This is a genomic window from Nocardia sp. bgisy118 (assembly GCF_057708605.1).
Genome location: NZ_JBYISM010000001.1, coordinates 316,843 through 329,317, shown reverse-complemented (window position 1 = coordinate 329,317; position 12,475 = coordinate 316,843). Strand labels below are relative to the sequence as shown.

Below are 12,475 nucleotides of genomic sequence, written 5' to 3'. Positions count from 1 at the left end.
CGATCTGCCTTTCAGAGTCGGATGCCGACAGTGGTGGCGAGACCGCCGTCGAGCGGAATCACCGCGCCGGTCACGAAATTCGAGGCACGCGAGCTGAGGAACACCGCGGTGGCGGCGATGTCGGCCGGCTCGCCGATGCGGCCGAGCGGGCTGGCAGCCCGCAGTTCGTCGCCGACCTCTTCGAGGGTCTTGGCCATCATCTTCGACGGGAACGGACCAGGGGCGATGGCGTTGACGAGGATGGACGGCGCGAGTTCGGCGGCCATGTGCCGGGTCAGGTGATGGACCGCGGCCTTGGACGCGGAGTAGGAGTAGTTCCCGACCCCGGGAACTACCAGCCCGTCGATGGAACCGATGTTGATCACCCGGGCCGGATCTCCCTCGGCGGCAGCCTGTTCCAGCAGCGGACGAGCCAGCCGGGTCAGCGTGAACGGCGCTTTGACGTTCGCGTCGAGCACCTTGTCCCATGCGGCGTCGGGGAATTCGTCGAACGGCGCTCCCCAGCTCGCGCCCGCGTTGTTGACCAGCACGTGCAGCGCGGATTCGCGGGCGGCGACGGCTTCGATCAGCGTCCGGCACTGGGCCTCGCTGCTGACGTCGCAGGGTATGGCGTGCACTTCGCCGTACCGCGAGAGGTTCTCGGCGGCTTCGGCGCAGGCGGCTTCTTTGCGCGAGGAGATGTACACGCGCGCACCGGCTTTCAGGTAGCCCTCGGCGATCATGTAGCCGATACCGCGGGTGCCGCCGGTGACCAGCACCGTCTTGCCTTCGACGGAGAAGATTTCGGGAAACATTCGTACCTTTCGGGGTGGGGGAAGGTCAGGAGTAGAGGTCCGCTCGATGAACGACTCACCGGCCAAGCGGTTTTCGATCGCGGCGGGAGCGATGTTCTCGCCGGAAGACGTGATCAGCAGGTCCTTCTTACGGTCGGTGATGTGCAGTCGGCCCGCCGCGTCGAAGTAGCCGAGGTCACCGGTGTGCAGCCACTGATCGGTGAACAGTCCCGCGCTGTCCTCGGCGCGCCAGTAGCCCGTGGTGTTGCCGCGGCTGCGAACCAGGACCTCGCCGTCGGCGGCGATGCGAATATCGGCGCCCGGCAGCGGAAGACCTACCGAGTCGCGGCTCCCGGATCCGAGCCGGTCGCAGGCCGCCGGACCGGATGTCTCGGTGAGGCCATAGCCCAGATGGATGTCCACTCCGATCGCGGCGAGCGTGATCCGCAGATCGTGGGACATCGGCGCGGCGCCCGTGCCGGCGAACAGAACCTTGTCCAAACCCAGCGTCCAGCGGACGTCGCGCAGCAGACCCTCTCGCGCGCGAACAGCCGCGACCGCCTCCGGGGCGGGTACCGGCCGGTCCTCCCATCGCGCGTGGGCCACCTGCCGGAGGATCTGCCGGTCGCGATCGAGATCGGCTCGGCGGGAGTCGAATTCGGCGCTGCCGATGACCCGCTGCGCAGCGGCGTGCAGCTTCTCCCACACCCGGGGGACAGTCATCAGGAAGCTGGGCCGGTGCGTTTGGAGCGCGTGGATCAGCCGCCTCGGTTCCGGGCAGCAGAACACGTGGCCGCCCAGCCGCATCGGCAGATACAACGACCACAGGCGCTCGGCCACATGCGCCAGCGGCAGGTGCGAGACGGCGCGGTAGTCGTAGTCGACGGTGCCGGTGCGCACCATGGCCTCGACCTCCCACAACAGGTTGTCGTGGGTGAGGACGACCCCCTTGGGAAATCCGGTCGTTCCCGAGGTGTAGACGATGGTGACCGGATCCGACGGCTCGATCGCCGCGATCCGGGAGTCCAGTTCCTCGGCCACCCAGTCGCGACTGTCCGCGCCGAGGGTGAGCAGCTCGTCCCAGGTGAACTCGGTCGGTGGATTCGGGTCGTCGAGGGGATCGAACAGCACCAGCTTCGGCTGGTTGGCCACGACCCACGGCAGATGACGCACGATCCGCTGCTGAGGATGTTCCTCCACCACGATAATCCGAGGCATGCAGTCCGCGAGGACGTGATCGATCCGTTCGGCGGCCATCGTCGGATACACGCTCACCGGGACCGCACCGCAGTGCAGCGCCGCGAGGTCGGCCATCAGGTGTTCGGGACAGTTGCGGCCGAGGATCGCGACGGTGTCGCCGGCCCGTACCCCGAGCCGCAGCATCGCACCGGCGAGGTTCAGCACACGTTCGCGATAGTCGAACCAGGTCATGGTGCGCACCAACATGTCGTCCCCCCACGACACCGCGAACCGGTCCGAATGCCGGGCCGCCGCAACGGAGAGCAGATGGCAGAAGGTCGGCACCTCCGTCGCGGCCCCGATCTCACCCGCAGCCTCGTAGTTGCTGGTGCTCATGAACTTGCTCCTTCGACAAAACCCGTGGTCAGCGCCGACCGACCGGGCTAGACTAAATCGTCTAGACTAAATCGTCAACATTCGCGGGGCGCGAAAGACGATGCCGCTATGCTTGGTTCGGTGAAAACGCAGGAAGCCGCGACGAACGGCGACAAATCGGCACGTACCGTGCCCTCGCACAAGGAGCGGCTGCTCCGTCAGGGCATGCAGCACTTCTATGCCTACGGCTTCCACGGCACCACGGTCGATGCGGTCCTGGAGGCCTCAGGGGTCCCGAAGGGCTCCTTCTATCACCACTTCGGATCCAAGGAAGCCTTCGGCCGAGCGGTGCTCGAGCGCTACAGCCGCTACCAACTCGATCTGCTCGCGAAGTGGGCGGCGAAGTCCGAGTTGAGCACCGCGGACAAGCTCTGCGGCTACTTCTCGGCGATGGCCGATCACTTCGTCGAGTCCGGGTATCAGCACGCCTGCTTGTTCGGGAAGTTCTCCACCGAGGTCGCCGCGACCTCCGATACGTTCCGCGAGCAACTCGACACCGATGTGCGCGCCTGGCAATCGCACCTGCGCGATGCGATCGCGGCAGGCCAGTCCGCGGGCGATGTCCGGAGCGACCGCACGGCCGACGAGCTCGCAGACACCGTCCTGGCCCTGATCCAAGGGGCGTTCGTCGTCGCGCTGTCCACCCGCGACGACGAATCCCTTCGCTCGGTCTGCCGGTCTATTCCGAGTTTGATCTCATGATCCGCGCGGGCTCGGATGTACCGGCATCCTGGCCAGCCCGCGCCAGCACATCGCCACCGTCGCCTCCACGGCGTCCGCCTTGGCGACCGGACGTCCGCTCTCGACCCAATCCGTAGCCGCGGCTTGCCACGCCCCGACGAGGCCGGTCGCCACCATGCGGGCGCGAAAGTCGTTGCCCTCCCGGTTCATCGCCTCGCAGACCGCGTCGACGCAGTCCTCGGTGGAGCGCGCCAGTCGGCGGCGGACCGGGGGTTCGCCGCCGGCGTCCGAATCGAAGACGAGGCGATAGCTCCGTGGCCGACGGTCGACGAAGTCGAAGGTGGCCGACGTCGCGGCCCGCATTCGGCGCTCGCTGTCGGTCGCCGACCGAAGGGCCTTTCGCACGCCGCCGACCCAGGCGTCGACGTGCATCTCGACAACAGCGAGATAGAGTCCCAGCTTGCCGGGAAAATGCGCGTACACAATCGGTTTCGATACTCGCGCCTGCTCGCAGACATGTTCCATCACCGTCGCGTAGTAGCCCCGTAACCCGAACACCTCACTGGCAGCGGCCAAGAGCTGCGCCCGTTCGCGGCGACCGGACGGTCGTAGCGACCGACGAATCGAGGAGTCAGCCGATGCCGGTGCATCGCCGTTCATCATCACCTTCTCTATGAAATTCGAGGACATGCACCGAGACCCGGGAATCCCCTAGGGGCGTACCGGAATCAGACGCCCCTACTGTCATGGTCGGGCCGAGCGACTCAGACGTTCGCGTTCCGGCTCCTGGCCAGCGCCTTCTCCGCCAGCTTGCGGCCGAGGTCGGCATCCCCGACGGCGAACGACAGGATGTCGGCGAGGCGCACCACCTGGCCGCCCGCCCCCCATGTGCCCTCCGGGATGTCGGGCGTGAACACCCAGACGCGTTGCGGATCACGGGGATAAGCGCCCGCTTCGGCGTCCAGCACCGCTTCGGTGATCTCGGCGACCATCGCGCGGCGTCGTTCGTCGTCGAATTGACCTTCGGGCGCGGCCGTATAGAACCGGTAACGCGGTGCGTCCGTGGCCGGTTCGCCTGCGACATACATTTCAGGCCGGTGCAGGGCCAGCCATGCGATGGACCGCACGAGCGGGTTGGCCGGGTCGGCGCCCTCGTGACGAAGGACGATATCGGTGACGGTCGCGATGAGCGCCCGCTCCGCGTCAGGGGACAGCGCGCCGGCGGGGATGTAAGCGTCGATATTGGGCATGAAAGTACCTCCAAGGTTGGGATGTGGTCAGCCCGAAGCAGCGACGGGGGATGGCAACTCGGGCGAGGATCGCCTCGGTTCACCCGAGGCTTACGAGATTCGCGTGTCAGCGCGCCCCCGCCGAAGCGGGCAGCACCCCTTCCGCGACGAGACCGGCGACGACCTTGTCCGAGACGGCGCCCAATGCGCTGCCCGGCCGGATCATCACGGTGAATTCTTGAATAAGACCCTGCTCGTCCAGCTGGATCAGATCGATCCCTTGGATCTGCAAGTCGCCGACGGCCGCCCGGAAGACCAGCAGATGCGATTCGGCATCGACTCCCGCTGCCGTCTCGGCCGATCCGATGAGTTCGCCGGTGTACCGGAAGTCCTCGAAAACTTGCGTGAGCAGCACACCGAACACAGTTCGTATGACGGCGCGGCCAGCGAAAGGCGTGAACTTCATCGGGCTGTAGAAGCGGGCGTCGGCGGCGAAGAGCGGCTCCAACGCCGGAAGATCACGCGCTTCGACGGCCGCGCGGAAGGTGTCCACAGCGGACATGCGACTCGACCTCCATAGTCAATAAGTTTGCTATCAACGTTCTAGACCATATCGTCTAACGATCGCTTTGGCCAGAGGAACTTTCCTCGCATCACGAGGCTGCGCAGGCGCGAGGCCGGGCAGCGGTTTCGCCGAACCGGGATGGCACACAGCGCTGTTCGGGCAGCCACTCGCGATGCCCATCGGTGGCGACGCGACTCCACCCGCCCATGCGACCTCGGGCCTCGGTGCGGGGTTGCCGACGGGGCCGGGCGGCCTGTGCCGGTCGGGTCGCGGGCGATCCGTCGCGCGGCGAACGGGGCGCGGCCGGTGGGCGAGCCCACCCGAGGTCTGAGCATTTCCAACCCGCGGGTGGATGATCTTCCGCGCGCTCTACGAGGAGAGTTGATGGTGTCATTCCGGGACGCCTTTCCAGGGTGTCCCGAAAGCGCTCAGTTGAAGGAAAGATCATGAAATCAACCACAATGCGCGCAGCCGTCGCAGCGGTAGCGCTCGCACCTATGATCGCCCTCGGCTCAGGCGTTGCTACCTCGGCCCCGGCCGTCGAACCTCCTGTGCCCGTTCAGGTGGCGCCCGCCTCCGACCAAGTTCCCGCGCAGGTCGAGCCGGCCCTTCTGTGGTGGAACCCATTCCTCTGGTGGGTCTGCTTCGTCCCGCCGATCTTCCCGTTCGGTACGGGCATCTGCTTCGCATGACCTAGCAGCAACACGACAATGCGCCGACAACGCCGCGCGTCACACACCAGTTGGCGTGGTGACCTGTAGTAAAAGTGCTATTCGATACAGCACCTCCGACCGGACTCGATACCAGGGAAAGAACAACGACAAGGCCTGACGCCGTCGCGCCGCGAGGTCTTGTGCGAGAAATGTGCCGACGTCATTCGCGCCGCACGGGAGCGTTGCGGCTCCAGCGATGGGATGGACATGTTCAGGAAACTCGAAGTGGCCGTCCTCGCGGTGGCGGCAGTCCTGATGCCGGCCGGGGCGCAACTGGGCATCGCGCATGCCGCGGCCCCGGCGGTGCTCGGCGGCGGCTCCGGCATCGTCGTCGGCGACCAGGGCATCTGCACGCTCACCACTATCGGGCACGATGCCGCGGGTCGGCTGGTCGGTCTCACCGCGGGTCACTGCAGCGAGGCGGGCACCTCGGTCACCGCCGAGGCCAACCGGGACGCGGGCGTGGTCGGCACCTTCGCCTACACGAACGCGGAGATGGACTACGCCGTCATCGTGTTCGACCCGGACAGCGTCGTCCCTGTGAATCGCGTGGGCAACACGACGATCACCGCAGTGGGCGGGCCTGCGCAGTTCCCGGACATCGCCTGTAAGCAGGGCTACACCACGGGCCAGACCTGCGGACTCGCCTACGGCGACGTGTTCCAGACCAACAACTGGGCCTGGACCCAGATCTGTGTCCTACCCGGAGACTCCGGCGGGCCGGTGGTGGTCGGAACGACGTTGGTCGGCATGGTCAACGGCTACCTGTACGTGCCGTGCCTCGGGCCGCAGCTGGGCGGGAACATGGCCGCCATCATCGAGGACATCGACCGACGCGGTGGCGTCGGCGCGGGCTTCCGCCCGATCTGACCTGCCACCGCACCGAAAGGAGTCACCGCTCCGACGGCGGCGCCGAGGCCGCGAACGGACCTCACCGCAATTGCCTGCTCCTACCGATCGTGGTGATCGAGCACGCCGCTCTCGATGGCGCGTTCGACCAGGAATACCCGCTTCTGATTCGGCGGCAGGGCTTCGACATCGAAAATCTTGAACAAGGCTCGCATGTGGGTTTTGACCGTGGCGACGCTCAGGCACAGATCATGGGCAACCTGCCAGTTCGACGCGGGGTAGGTGAACGTGGTCTCCGAGTCGTAAGGGCGACACAGCGCCTCGAGAATCAGATACTGGGCGTCGGTCAGCGAATTCCGGGTCGGCAGCCTGACCTGGACGACCGTTTTCTCGTCTTCGGACGGGTGGCCGTCGTTGAAGACGAATACCGATTTCCCGAGGCGAATCGAATCGCCGGACGCGAGCTTCCGAAATCCGCCGATGCGCTCGCCGTTGACGAAAGTCCCGTTCGTCGACAGCCCGTTGTCGATGACGACCCAGCAACCGCCGACTCGCTCGATGATGGCGTGCAGACGCGAAACGGTCGCGTCGGCCGTCACGATGATGTCGGCGGCGTCCGACCGCCCGATCGTCATGCGGGTCGCGCCGTGATCGAGGGAAATCTCGCGCCGGCCCCCGTGGCGGTCCCGGTGGGACAGAGTGGCACAACCGTCCGGCTGTGGCCGCGCACGCGCGTCCGCTGCTGAGTACGACCCGTTACGCAGCGCCTTTTGTCCGTGTGGCGTGGACATGATGCGTAGTTCCCGTTCCGAAGTACGTCATGACTACGAGCACCCGACCCATAACACAGAATGCGCTATCTCGTGGCTAATTGCACGCGATCGTCGGATCCTGCTCCGGCAACTCCCGTGCGTGCCGCACGCTCACGGGCGGAAGACGGCTCGTACGCAGCCTTCGCGCCTGTTCTTGAACAGGTCGTAGCCGCGGACGGAGTCCTCGAGCGACATGTCGTGGGTGATCAGATACGTCGGGTCGAGCTCACCGCGCCGGACGTAGTCGAACAACAGGGGCACATACCGCTGGCCGTGCTGCTGCGCGCTGCGGATGGTCACGTTCTTGGTGGTCACCGCACCCATCGGGAACTTGTCGATCATGTCGTGGACGCCGAGCACGGCGACGATCCCGCCCTTGCGGCAGGCGAGAATCGCCTCGCGCAGCGGGGTCGCGCGATCGGTCTCCAGGCGCAGCAACTGTTTGGCACGGTCGTAGATCCGGTGCAGACCCGTGCCGTGCCCCGCCATGCCGACGGCGTCGATGCACGCGTCGGGTCCGCGTCCACCGGTCTCTTCGCGCAGCGCCTCCAGCACGCTGTCCACGGCCGTGCAGTCGATCGTCTCCGCATCGAATGCCTTGCGCGCCAACGCGAGCCGTTCGGGCAGCCGATCGATGACGACCACCCGTTCCGCACCGAGCAGACGCGCGCTGTGCCCAGCCATCAGACCCACGCCGCCGCTCCCCCACACCGCGACCGTGTCGCCCGGCGAGATGTCGCAGAAGTCGGCGCCCATGAACCCGGTCGGCACCGCGTCCGACAGGAACAGCGCCTGCTCGTCGCTCACGCCCTCGGGGACGGCGAAGCAATTCACGTCCGTGAACGGCACCCGGACGTACTGCGCGTGCGAGCCCTGATAGCCGCCGAACGGGTGGGTGGACCCGTACCTGCCCGCGGTCGGGTAACCGAGCATCGGCTGTTGCATTTCGGCATTCGGATTCGTCGTGTCGCACAGCGAGTACAGGTCGTTGTCGCAGTACCAGCACGCGCCGCAGCCGATGAAGGACGGCACGACGACGCGCTCGCCGACCGCGTGCGCGCGGACCTCCCTGCCGATCTCCACCACCTCGCCCATGAACTCGTGACCGAACACGCTGCCTTCGCGCATGCCCGGCAGGTATCCGTCGATGACGTGCAGGTCCGAACCGCAGGTCGTGGTCAGCCGGACCCGCACGATGGCGTCGTGTGGATTGACCAGGGTCGGCTCGTCGACCGTTTCGACCGTCAGATCGTCGACACCGTTCCAGCAGAGTGCGCGCATGTCGCCTCCTCGGTCAGCGGGCGGCCGCCCGTGTGCTGGGATCGTGTTCGAGAGTGGGCAGCTCACCGGTCTGCATCAGTGCGCGCGCCCGGTAGAGCGCCTTGAAGGCCGCCGCCCCGGCCAGGAAACCGGGCAGCGGCGCCGCGGCGCGGATCGTCACCTCGGTGCCGAGGCCGCGTGGCGCGTCGGCGAAATAGACCCCGATCTCGGGGCCGTCCTCGCGCGCCGCGCCGTCCTCGGCGACGTCGACGAACCGCAGGCCGTCCTCCTCTGTCACCAACATCGTCTGCCAGGTCAGCACGCCCTCGTCGCCGTACAGTAGCGTCCACTCGTAGTCCGCCGGGCTGGTCGCGCTGACGTCGCCGATATCGCCGAGCACCCGAGACAAGTTCTCGGGATCGCGCCAGAACCGCTCGACCTCGGCGCGTGGCCGGGCGACCGTCACGGTCTGCCCGCCCGCTGTCCGGCTCGCCGCATCGCGCAGTTTCCCGACCAGGTCGGTCAGTTGATCCTTGGCCGCGTCGATGTAGTACATGGACGTCCCTTCGAGCGGTCTCCTGGCACGTCCTCGGTGCCGGACTCCCGTGTGCGCTTCCCCGACCGCCTACCCGACCGATGGCCGGGCAAACACCGCCCGCCGGTGCGGACCCGCCCCCTCACGGCGGTCCGCACCGCACGAGACCGCACACGGCGCAGCATTCACCTTGCAGGCAAACTAGACGATCGTCCAATTCTCCGCGAGGGTTCCGCTCACCACTATCGAAATTCTTGTCGCCGCGCCGGGCGCACCGCTTGGATTGCCGGGTTCAGAAAAGGCGGGACGGTGCGAACGCGCGGTCCCGCCCCCTTCGCGACGAGCATTCGGGAGCACGAGTGAAATTCCATCGGGTACTGGCGATCCCGGTCCTGGTAGCAACCGCGGCCCTCACCCTGACGGCGTGCGGCACCGACGAGGCGTCCTCCGGCAAGGTGGTCCGCATCGGCACCACCGACCGGGACCAGGTCTGGGACGTCTTCGAGCGCAAGGCGAAGGACCAGGGCATCACCCTGCGGATCACCAACTTCTCCGATTACCAGCAGCCGAATCTCGCGCTCGCGCAACGCCAGATCGATGTCAACCTGTTCCAGCACCTGCAGTTCCTCGGCCAGTACAACGTGTCCAACAACGACACGCTGACCCCGATCGGCTCCACCTACATCGTGCCGCTCGGGCTGTACTCGAAGAAGCACAGGTCACTGGCCGACATCCCGCAGGGCGGCCAGATCGCCATTCCGAACGACCCGACCAATCAGGCGCGGGCGCTGTTCGTGCTCCAGGCGGCCGGGCTGCTGAAACTGTCCGGCGACAGCCGCCAGCCTTCCCCCGCCGACATCGACAAGGCCGCCTCGAAGGTCACCGTGACACCGGTCGATGCGGCACAGACGGCGCTGTCGCTGGCCTCGACGGACGGCTCGATCATCAACAACACCTTCCTGGAGCGCTCCGGCATCGACCCGAATTCGGCGCTGTACAAGGACGATCCGAAGAATCCGGCGGCCGAGCCGTACATCAACGTGATCGTCACCAGGGCCGAGGACAAGGACAACCCGCTCTACAAGCAGATCGTCGACGTCTGGAAGGACCCGGAAGTGCAGGCGGCGCACGCGGCGTCGACCAAGAACACCGCGGTGGCGGTGACGCGCGGCGCGCCGGAGTTGGAGCAGATCCTGCAGCGGGTGCAGCAGACCATCCGCGACGGCAAGTGAGCGCGGTCGAATTCCGCGGGGTCACCAAGGTTTTCGGCAAGGGCGCCGACAGCCAGGTCGCGCTCGACGGTATCGACCTGCGCATCGAGCGCGGCGAGATCTTCGGTGTGATCGGCTATTCCGGCGCGGGCAAGAGCACGCTGGTGCGCCTGATCAACGCGCTGGAGAAGCCGACAAGCGGCACCATTCTGGTCTCGGGTACGCCGATCACCGGCGTGCCCGAGTCCCGGGTGCGGCAGATCAGGCGCGATATCGGCATGGTGTTCCAGCAGTTCAACCTGTTCCGGTCGCGGACCGTCGCGGGCAATGTGGAGTACCCGTTGAAGGTCGCGGGCAGGCCGCGCGCCGAGCGCAAGGCGCGGGTGGCCGAACTGCTCGAGTTCGTCGGCCTGTCGGAGAAGGCGCGCAGCTACCCCGATCAGCTCTCCGGCGGCCAGAAGCAGCGGGTCGGCATCGCGCGGGCGCTGGCGACCTCGCCCGCGCTGCTGCTCGCCGACGAGGCCACTTCGGCGCTTGACCCGGAGACCACCGGCGAGGTGCTGCGGCTGTTGCGGAAGATCAATCGTGAACTCGGCGTCACCATCGTGGTGATCACGCACGAGATGGACGTCATCCGCGCGGTGGCCGACCGGGTCGCCGTGCTCGCGGACGGCCGGATCGTCGAGCTGGCCGAGACCTTCGACGTCTTCGCGACGCCGCAGGCGGCGCCGACCAAGTCGTTCGTCGGCACCGTGCTGCACAACCGGCCCGATCCCGGCGAATTGGCCACGCTGCGGGAACGCCACGGCGGCACCCTGGTGACCGTCGACGTCGACGACGACCGCGGCCTCGGCGACGCGCTGGCGCTCGCCGCGCACGCCGACGTGCGATTCGAGGTGGTGTACGGCGGGGTCGGCACCTTGCAGGACAAGACCTTCGGCAGCGTCACGCTGGCCCTGCACGGGCCGGACGACGCGGTGGCGAAGGTGATCGACGAACTGGAGCGGCGGTAACGACGGTGCACACGGATTGGGAGAAACTGCGTCCGGTGCTGTCCGAGGCGATCGGCACCACCATCTATCTCGTGTCGATCACCTTCCTGATCGGCGGGCTGATCGGGCTGTTCCTCGGCACCGCCCTGTACACCACACGCAAGGGCGGCCTGCTCGCCAACGCGCCGGTCAACGTGCTGCTCAACGTGCTGGTGAACGTGGTGCGGCCGATCCCGTTCATCATCCTGCTCGCGGCACTGGGACCGGTGACGCTGGAGGTGGTCGGCACGACGATCGGCACCGAGGCGGCCGCCTTCGTGATGATCGTGGCGGCCTCGTTCGGCATCGCCCGCATCGTGGAACAGAACCTCGTCACCGTCGATCCCGGCGTGATCGAGGCGGCGCGAGCGGTGGGCGCGGGACCGCTGCGCATCATTCTGACGCTGCTCATCCCCGAGGCGCTTGGCCCGCTGGTGCTCGGCTACACCTTCGTGGTGATCGCCATCGTCGACATGTCCGCGATGGCCGGCATCGTCGGCGGCGGCGGGCTCGGCGATTTCGCCCTGGTGTACGGGTACCAGCGCTTCGACTGGCAGGTCACCCTGGTCGCCACGCTGATCATCATCGCGGGGGTGCAGGGCATCCAGTTCCTCGGCAACTGGCTGGCGCGCAAGGTGTTGCGTCGATAGCCGCCGCTCAGAGGGCCTGGATGTACCAGTCGAGCGGGCCCTCGCCGGGTTCGTCGCTGCTGCGCAGGTAGTGGAACCTGGCCCGGCGGGCGACGCCCACCGCATCGGCGTTCACGGGATCGATCCGGAGCACCACTTCCTCGGCCAGACCCGTACGGGCCAGGTACCGGCACCCGAGGACGACCGCCTTGGTGGCGAAGCCATGGCCGCGCCACATCGGATAGATGCCGTAGGTCAGGTCGGCCTGCCCCGCGGCCAGAAAGGGCCGACCGATCTGGATATCCAGGGTGCCGACGAGGGTGTCGTTCCTGGTTATCGCGAACGTGCGCTGCGGCCCCTGCGCCGCCCAGTTCGCCGCGCACTCCTCGAAGTACGCGGTCACGCTCTCCAGCGAGCCGCGGCCTCCGTTGAGCCAGCGCACCAGCTCACGGTCCTCACCGGCCAGATGCGCCTCCGCATCGGACACCGCGATCGGCCGCAGCGTGATCACACCGTCGGAAAGCTGCACGCCTCCATGATTGTCAACAAGATCACGATCCGGCAACCGACATC

General features: G+C 67.1%; 13 protein-coding genes and 1 pseudogene. 5 read left to right on the top strand and 9 right to left on the bottom strand.

What is annotated here, in order from left to right; genetic code table 11:
• Nucleotides 1-11: 11 nt before the first annotated feature.
• Nucleotides 12-794, bottom strand: coding sequence for an SDR family oxidoreductase (locus AC3EO7_RS01400; protein ID WP_431972674.1), 783 nt, complete (start codon nucleotides 792-794; stop codon nucleotides 12-14).
• 240 nt (nucleotides 795-1,034) lie between these two features.
• Nucleotides 1,035-2,348 (bottom strand): annotated as a pseudogene (locus tag AC3EO7_RS01395) (AMP-binding protein); the annotation flags it as partial.
• Nucleotides 2,349-2,468: 120 nt separating this feature from the next.
• On the opposite strand from AC3EO7_RS01395, the gene AC3EO7_RS01390 reads away from it, so the two are divergent.
• Nucleotides 2,469-3,089 carry a TetR/AcrR family transcriptional regulator gene (locus AC3EO7_RS01390; RefSeq protein WP_431972673.1) on the top strand — a complete coding sequence of 207 codons (621 nt, stop codon included), beginning with the start codon at nucleotides 2,469-2,471 and terminating at the stop codon, nucleotides 3,087-3,089.
• On the opposite strand, the gene AC3EO7_RS01385 is transcribed toward AC3EO7_RS01390, so the two are convergent.
• The 3 genes from AC3EO7_RS01385 to AC3EO7_RS01375 form a co-directional block, all read right to left on the bottom strand.
• Complete coding sequence (locus AC3EO7_RS01385; RefSeq protein WP_435590224.1) at nucleotides 3,084-3,644, bottom strand: TetR/AcrR family transcriptional regulator; 561 nt, start codon at nucleotides 3,642-3,644, stop codon at nucleotides 3,084-3,086. The two genes, AC3EO7_RS01390 and AC3EO7_RS01385, sit on opposite strands and share 6 nt — an antisense overlap.
• Nucleotides 3,645-3,832: 188 nt before the next feature.
• On the bottom strand, nucleotides 3,833-4,318 hold the full coding sequence (locus AC3EO7_RS01380; RefSeq protein WP_435590223.1) for a tautomerase family protein: 486 nt from the start codon (nucleotides 4,316-4,318) through the stop codon (nucleotides 3,833-3,835).
• 106 nt (nucleotides 4,319-4,424) lie between these two features.
• On the bottom strand, nucleotides 4,425-4,859 hold the full coding sequence (locus tag AC3EO7_RS01375) for a nuclear transport factor 2 family protein (RefSeq protein ID WP_435590222.1): 435 nt from the start codon (nucleotides 4,857-4,859) through the stop codon (nucleotides 4,425-4,427).
• A gap of 923 nt (nucleotides 4,860-5,782) precedes the next feature.
• On the opposite strand from AC3EO7_RS01375, the gene AC3EO7_RS01370 reads away from it, so the two are divergent.
• Entirely contained in the window at nucleotides 5,783-6,445 is a 663-nt protein-coding gene (locus AC3EO7_RS01370; RefSeq protein WP_435590221.1) for a S1 family peptidase, read from the top strand.
• A gap of 80 nt (nucleotides 6,446-6,525) precedes the next feature.
• Here AC3EO7_RS01370 and AC3EO7_RS01365 read toward each other — a convergent pair whose 3' ends face one another.
• The 3 genes from AC3EO7_RS01365 to AC3EO7_RS01355 all read right to left on the bottom strand — a co-directional run bounded on the left by AC3EO7_RS01365 (nucleotide 6,526) and on the right by AC3EO7_RS01355 (nucleotide 9,052).
• Nucleotides 6,526-7,059 carry an FHA domain-containing protein gene (locus tag AC3EO7_RS01365; RefSeq protein WP_431972711.1) on the bottom strand — a complete coding sequence of 178 codons (534 nt, stop codon included), beginning with the start codon at nucleotides 7,057-7,059 and terminating at the stop codon, nucleotides 6,526-6,528.
• A 288-nt stretch (nucleotides 7,060-7,347) separates the two neighbouring features.
• On the bottom strand, nucleotides 7,348-8,517 hold the full coding sequence (locus AC3EO7_RS01360) for a zinc-dependent alcohol dehydrogenase (protein ID WP_431972710.1): 1,170 nt from the start codon (nucleotides 8,515-8,517) through the stop codon (nucleotides 7,348-7,350).
• 13 nt (nucleotides 8,518-8,530) lie between these two features.
• Nucleotides 8,531-9,052: a hypothetical protein gene (locus AC3EO7_RS01355; RefSeq protein ID WP_435590220.1), complete on the bottom strand. Its 522-nt coding sequence runs from the start codon at nucleotides 9,050-9,052 to the stop codon at nucleotides 8,531-8,533.
• A gap of 338 nt (nucleotides 9,053-9,390) precedes the next feature.
• On the opposite strand from AC3EO7_RS01355, the gene AC3EO7_RS01350 reads away from it, so the two are divergent.
• From AC3EO7_RS01350 to AC3EO7_RS01340, 3 genes are read left to right on the top strand one after another with little or no spacing between them, the layout of a single operon-like run.
• A complete protein-coding gene (locus AC3EO7_RS01350) occupies nucleotides 9,391-10,263 on the top strand; it encodes a MetQ/NlpA family ABC transporter substrate-binding protein (RefSeq protein WP_431971596.1) in 873 nt (290 codons plus the stop codon).
• On the top strand, nucleotides 10,260-11,255 hold the full coding sequence (locus AC3EO7_RS01345; RefSeq protein WP_431971597.1) for a methionine ABC transporter ATP-binding protein: 996 nt from the start codon (nucleotides 10,260-10,262) through the stop codon (nucleotides 11,253-11,255). The genes AC3EO7_RS01350 and AC3EO7_RS01345 overlap by 4 nt, the downstream gene beginning before the upstream one ends.
• A gap of 5 nt (nucleotides 11,256-11,260) precedes the next feature.
• Nucleotides 11,261-11,923, top strand: a complete 663-nt coding sequence (locus AC3EO7_RS01340; RefSeq protein WP_435590219.1) for a methionine ABC transporter permease — start codon at nucleotides 11,261-11,263, stop codon at nucleotides 11,921-11,923.
• 7 nt (nucleotides 11,924-11,930) lie between these two features.
• On the opposite strand, the gene AC3EO7_RS01335 is transcribed toward AC3EO7_RS01340, so the two are convergent.
• Nucleotides 11,931-12,431 carry a GNAT family N-acetyltransferase gene (locus AC3EO7_RS01335; protein ID WP_435590218.1) on the bottom strand — a complete coding sequence of 167 codons (501 nt, stop codon included), beginning with the start codon at nucleotides 12,429-12,431 and terminating at the stop codon, nucleotides 11,931-11,933.
• Between the last annotated feature and the right edge of the window lie 44 nt (nucleotides 12,432-12,475).

Bases quoted from the DNA above. Each gene is read 5' to 3' on its own strand.
- AC3EO7_RS01400 (WP_431972674.1), bottom strand. From the start codon at position 794: ATGTTTCCCGAAATCTTCTCCGTCGAAGGCAAGACGGTGCTGGTCACC.
- AC3EO7_RS01380 (WP_435590223.1), bottom strand. From the start codon at position 4,318: ATGCCCAATATCGACGCTTACATCCCCGCCGGCGCGCTGTCCCCTGAC.
- AC3EO7_RS01375 (WP_435590222.1), bottom strand. From the start codon at position 4,859: ATGTCCGCTGTGGACACCTTCCGCGCGGCCGTCGAAGCGCGTGATCTT.
- AC3EO7_RS01370 (WP_435590221.1), top strand. From the start codon at position 5,783: ATGTTCAGGAAACTCGAAGTGGCCGTCCTCGCGGTGGCGGCAGTCCTG.
- AC3EO7_RS01365 (WP_431972711.1), bottom strand. From the start codon at position 7,059: ATGACGATCGGGCGGTCGGACGCCGCCGACATCATCGTGACGGCCGAC.
- AC3EO7_RS01360 (WP_431972710.1), bottom strand. From the start codon at position 8,517: ATGCGCGCACTCTGCTGGAACGGTGTCGACGATCTGACGGTCGAAACG.
- AC3EO7_RS01355 (WP_435590220.1), bottom strand. From the start codon at position 9,052: ATGTACTACATCGACGCGGCCAAGGATCAACTGACCGACCTGGTCGGG.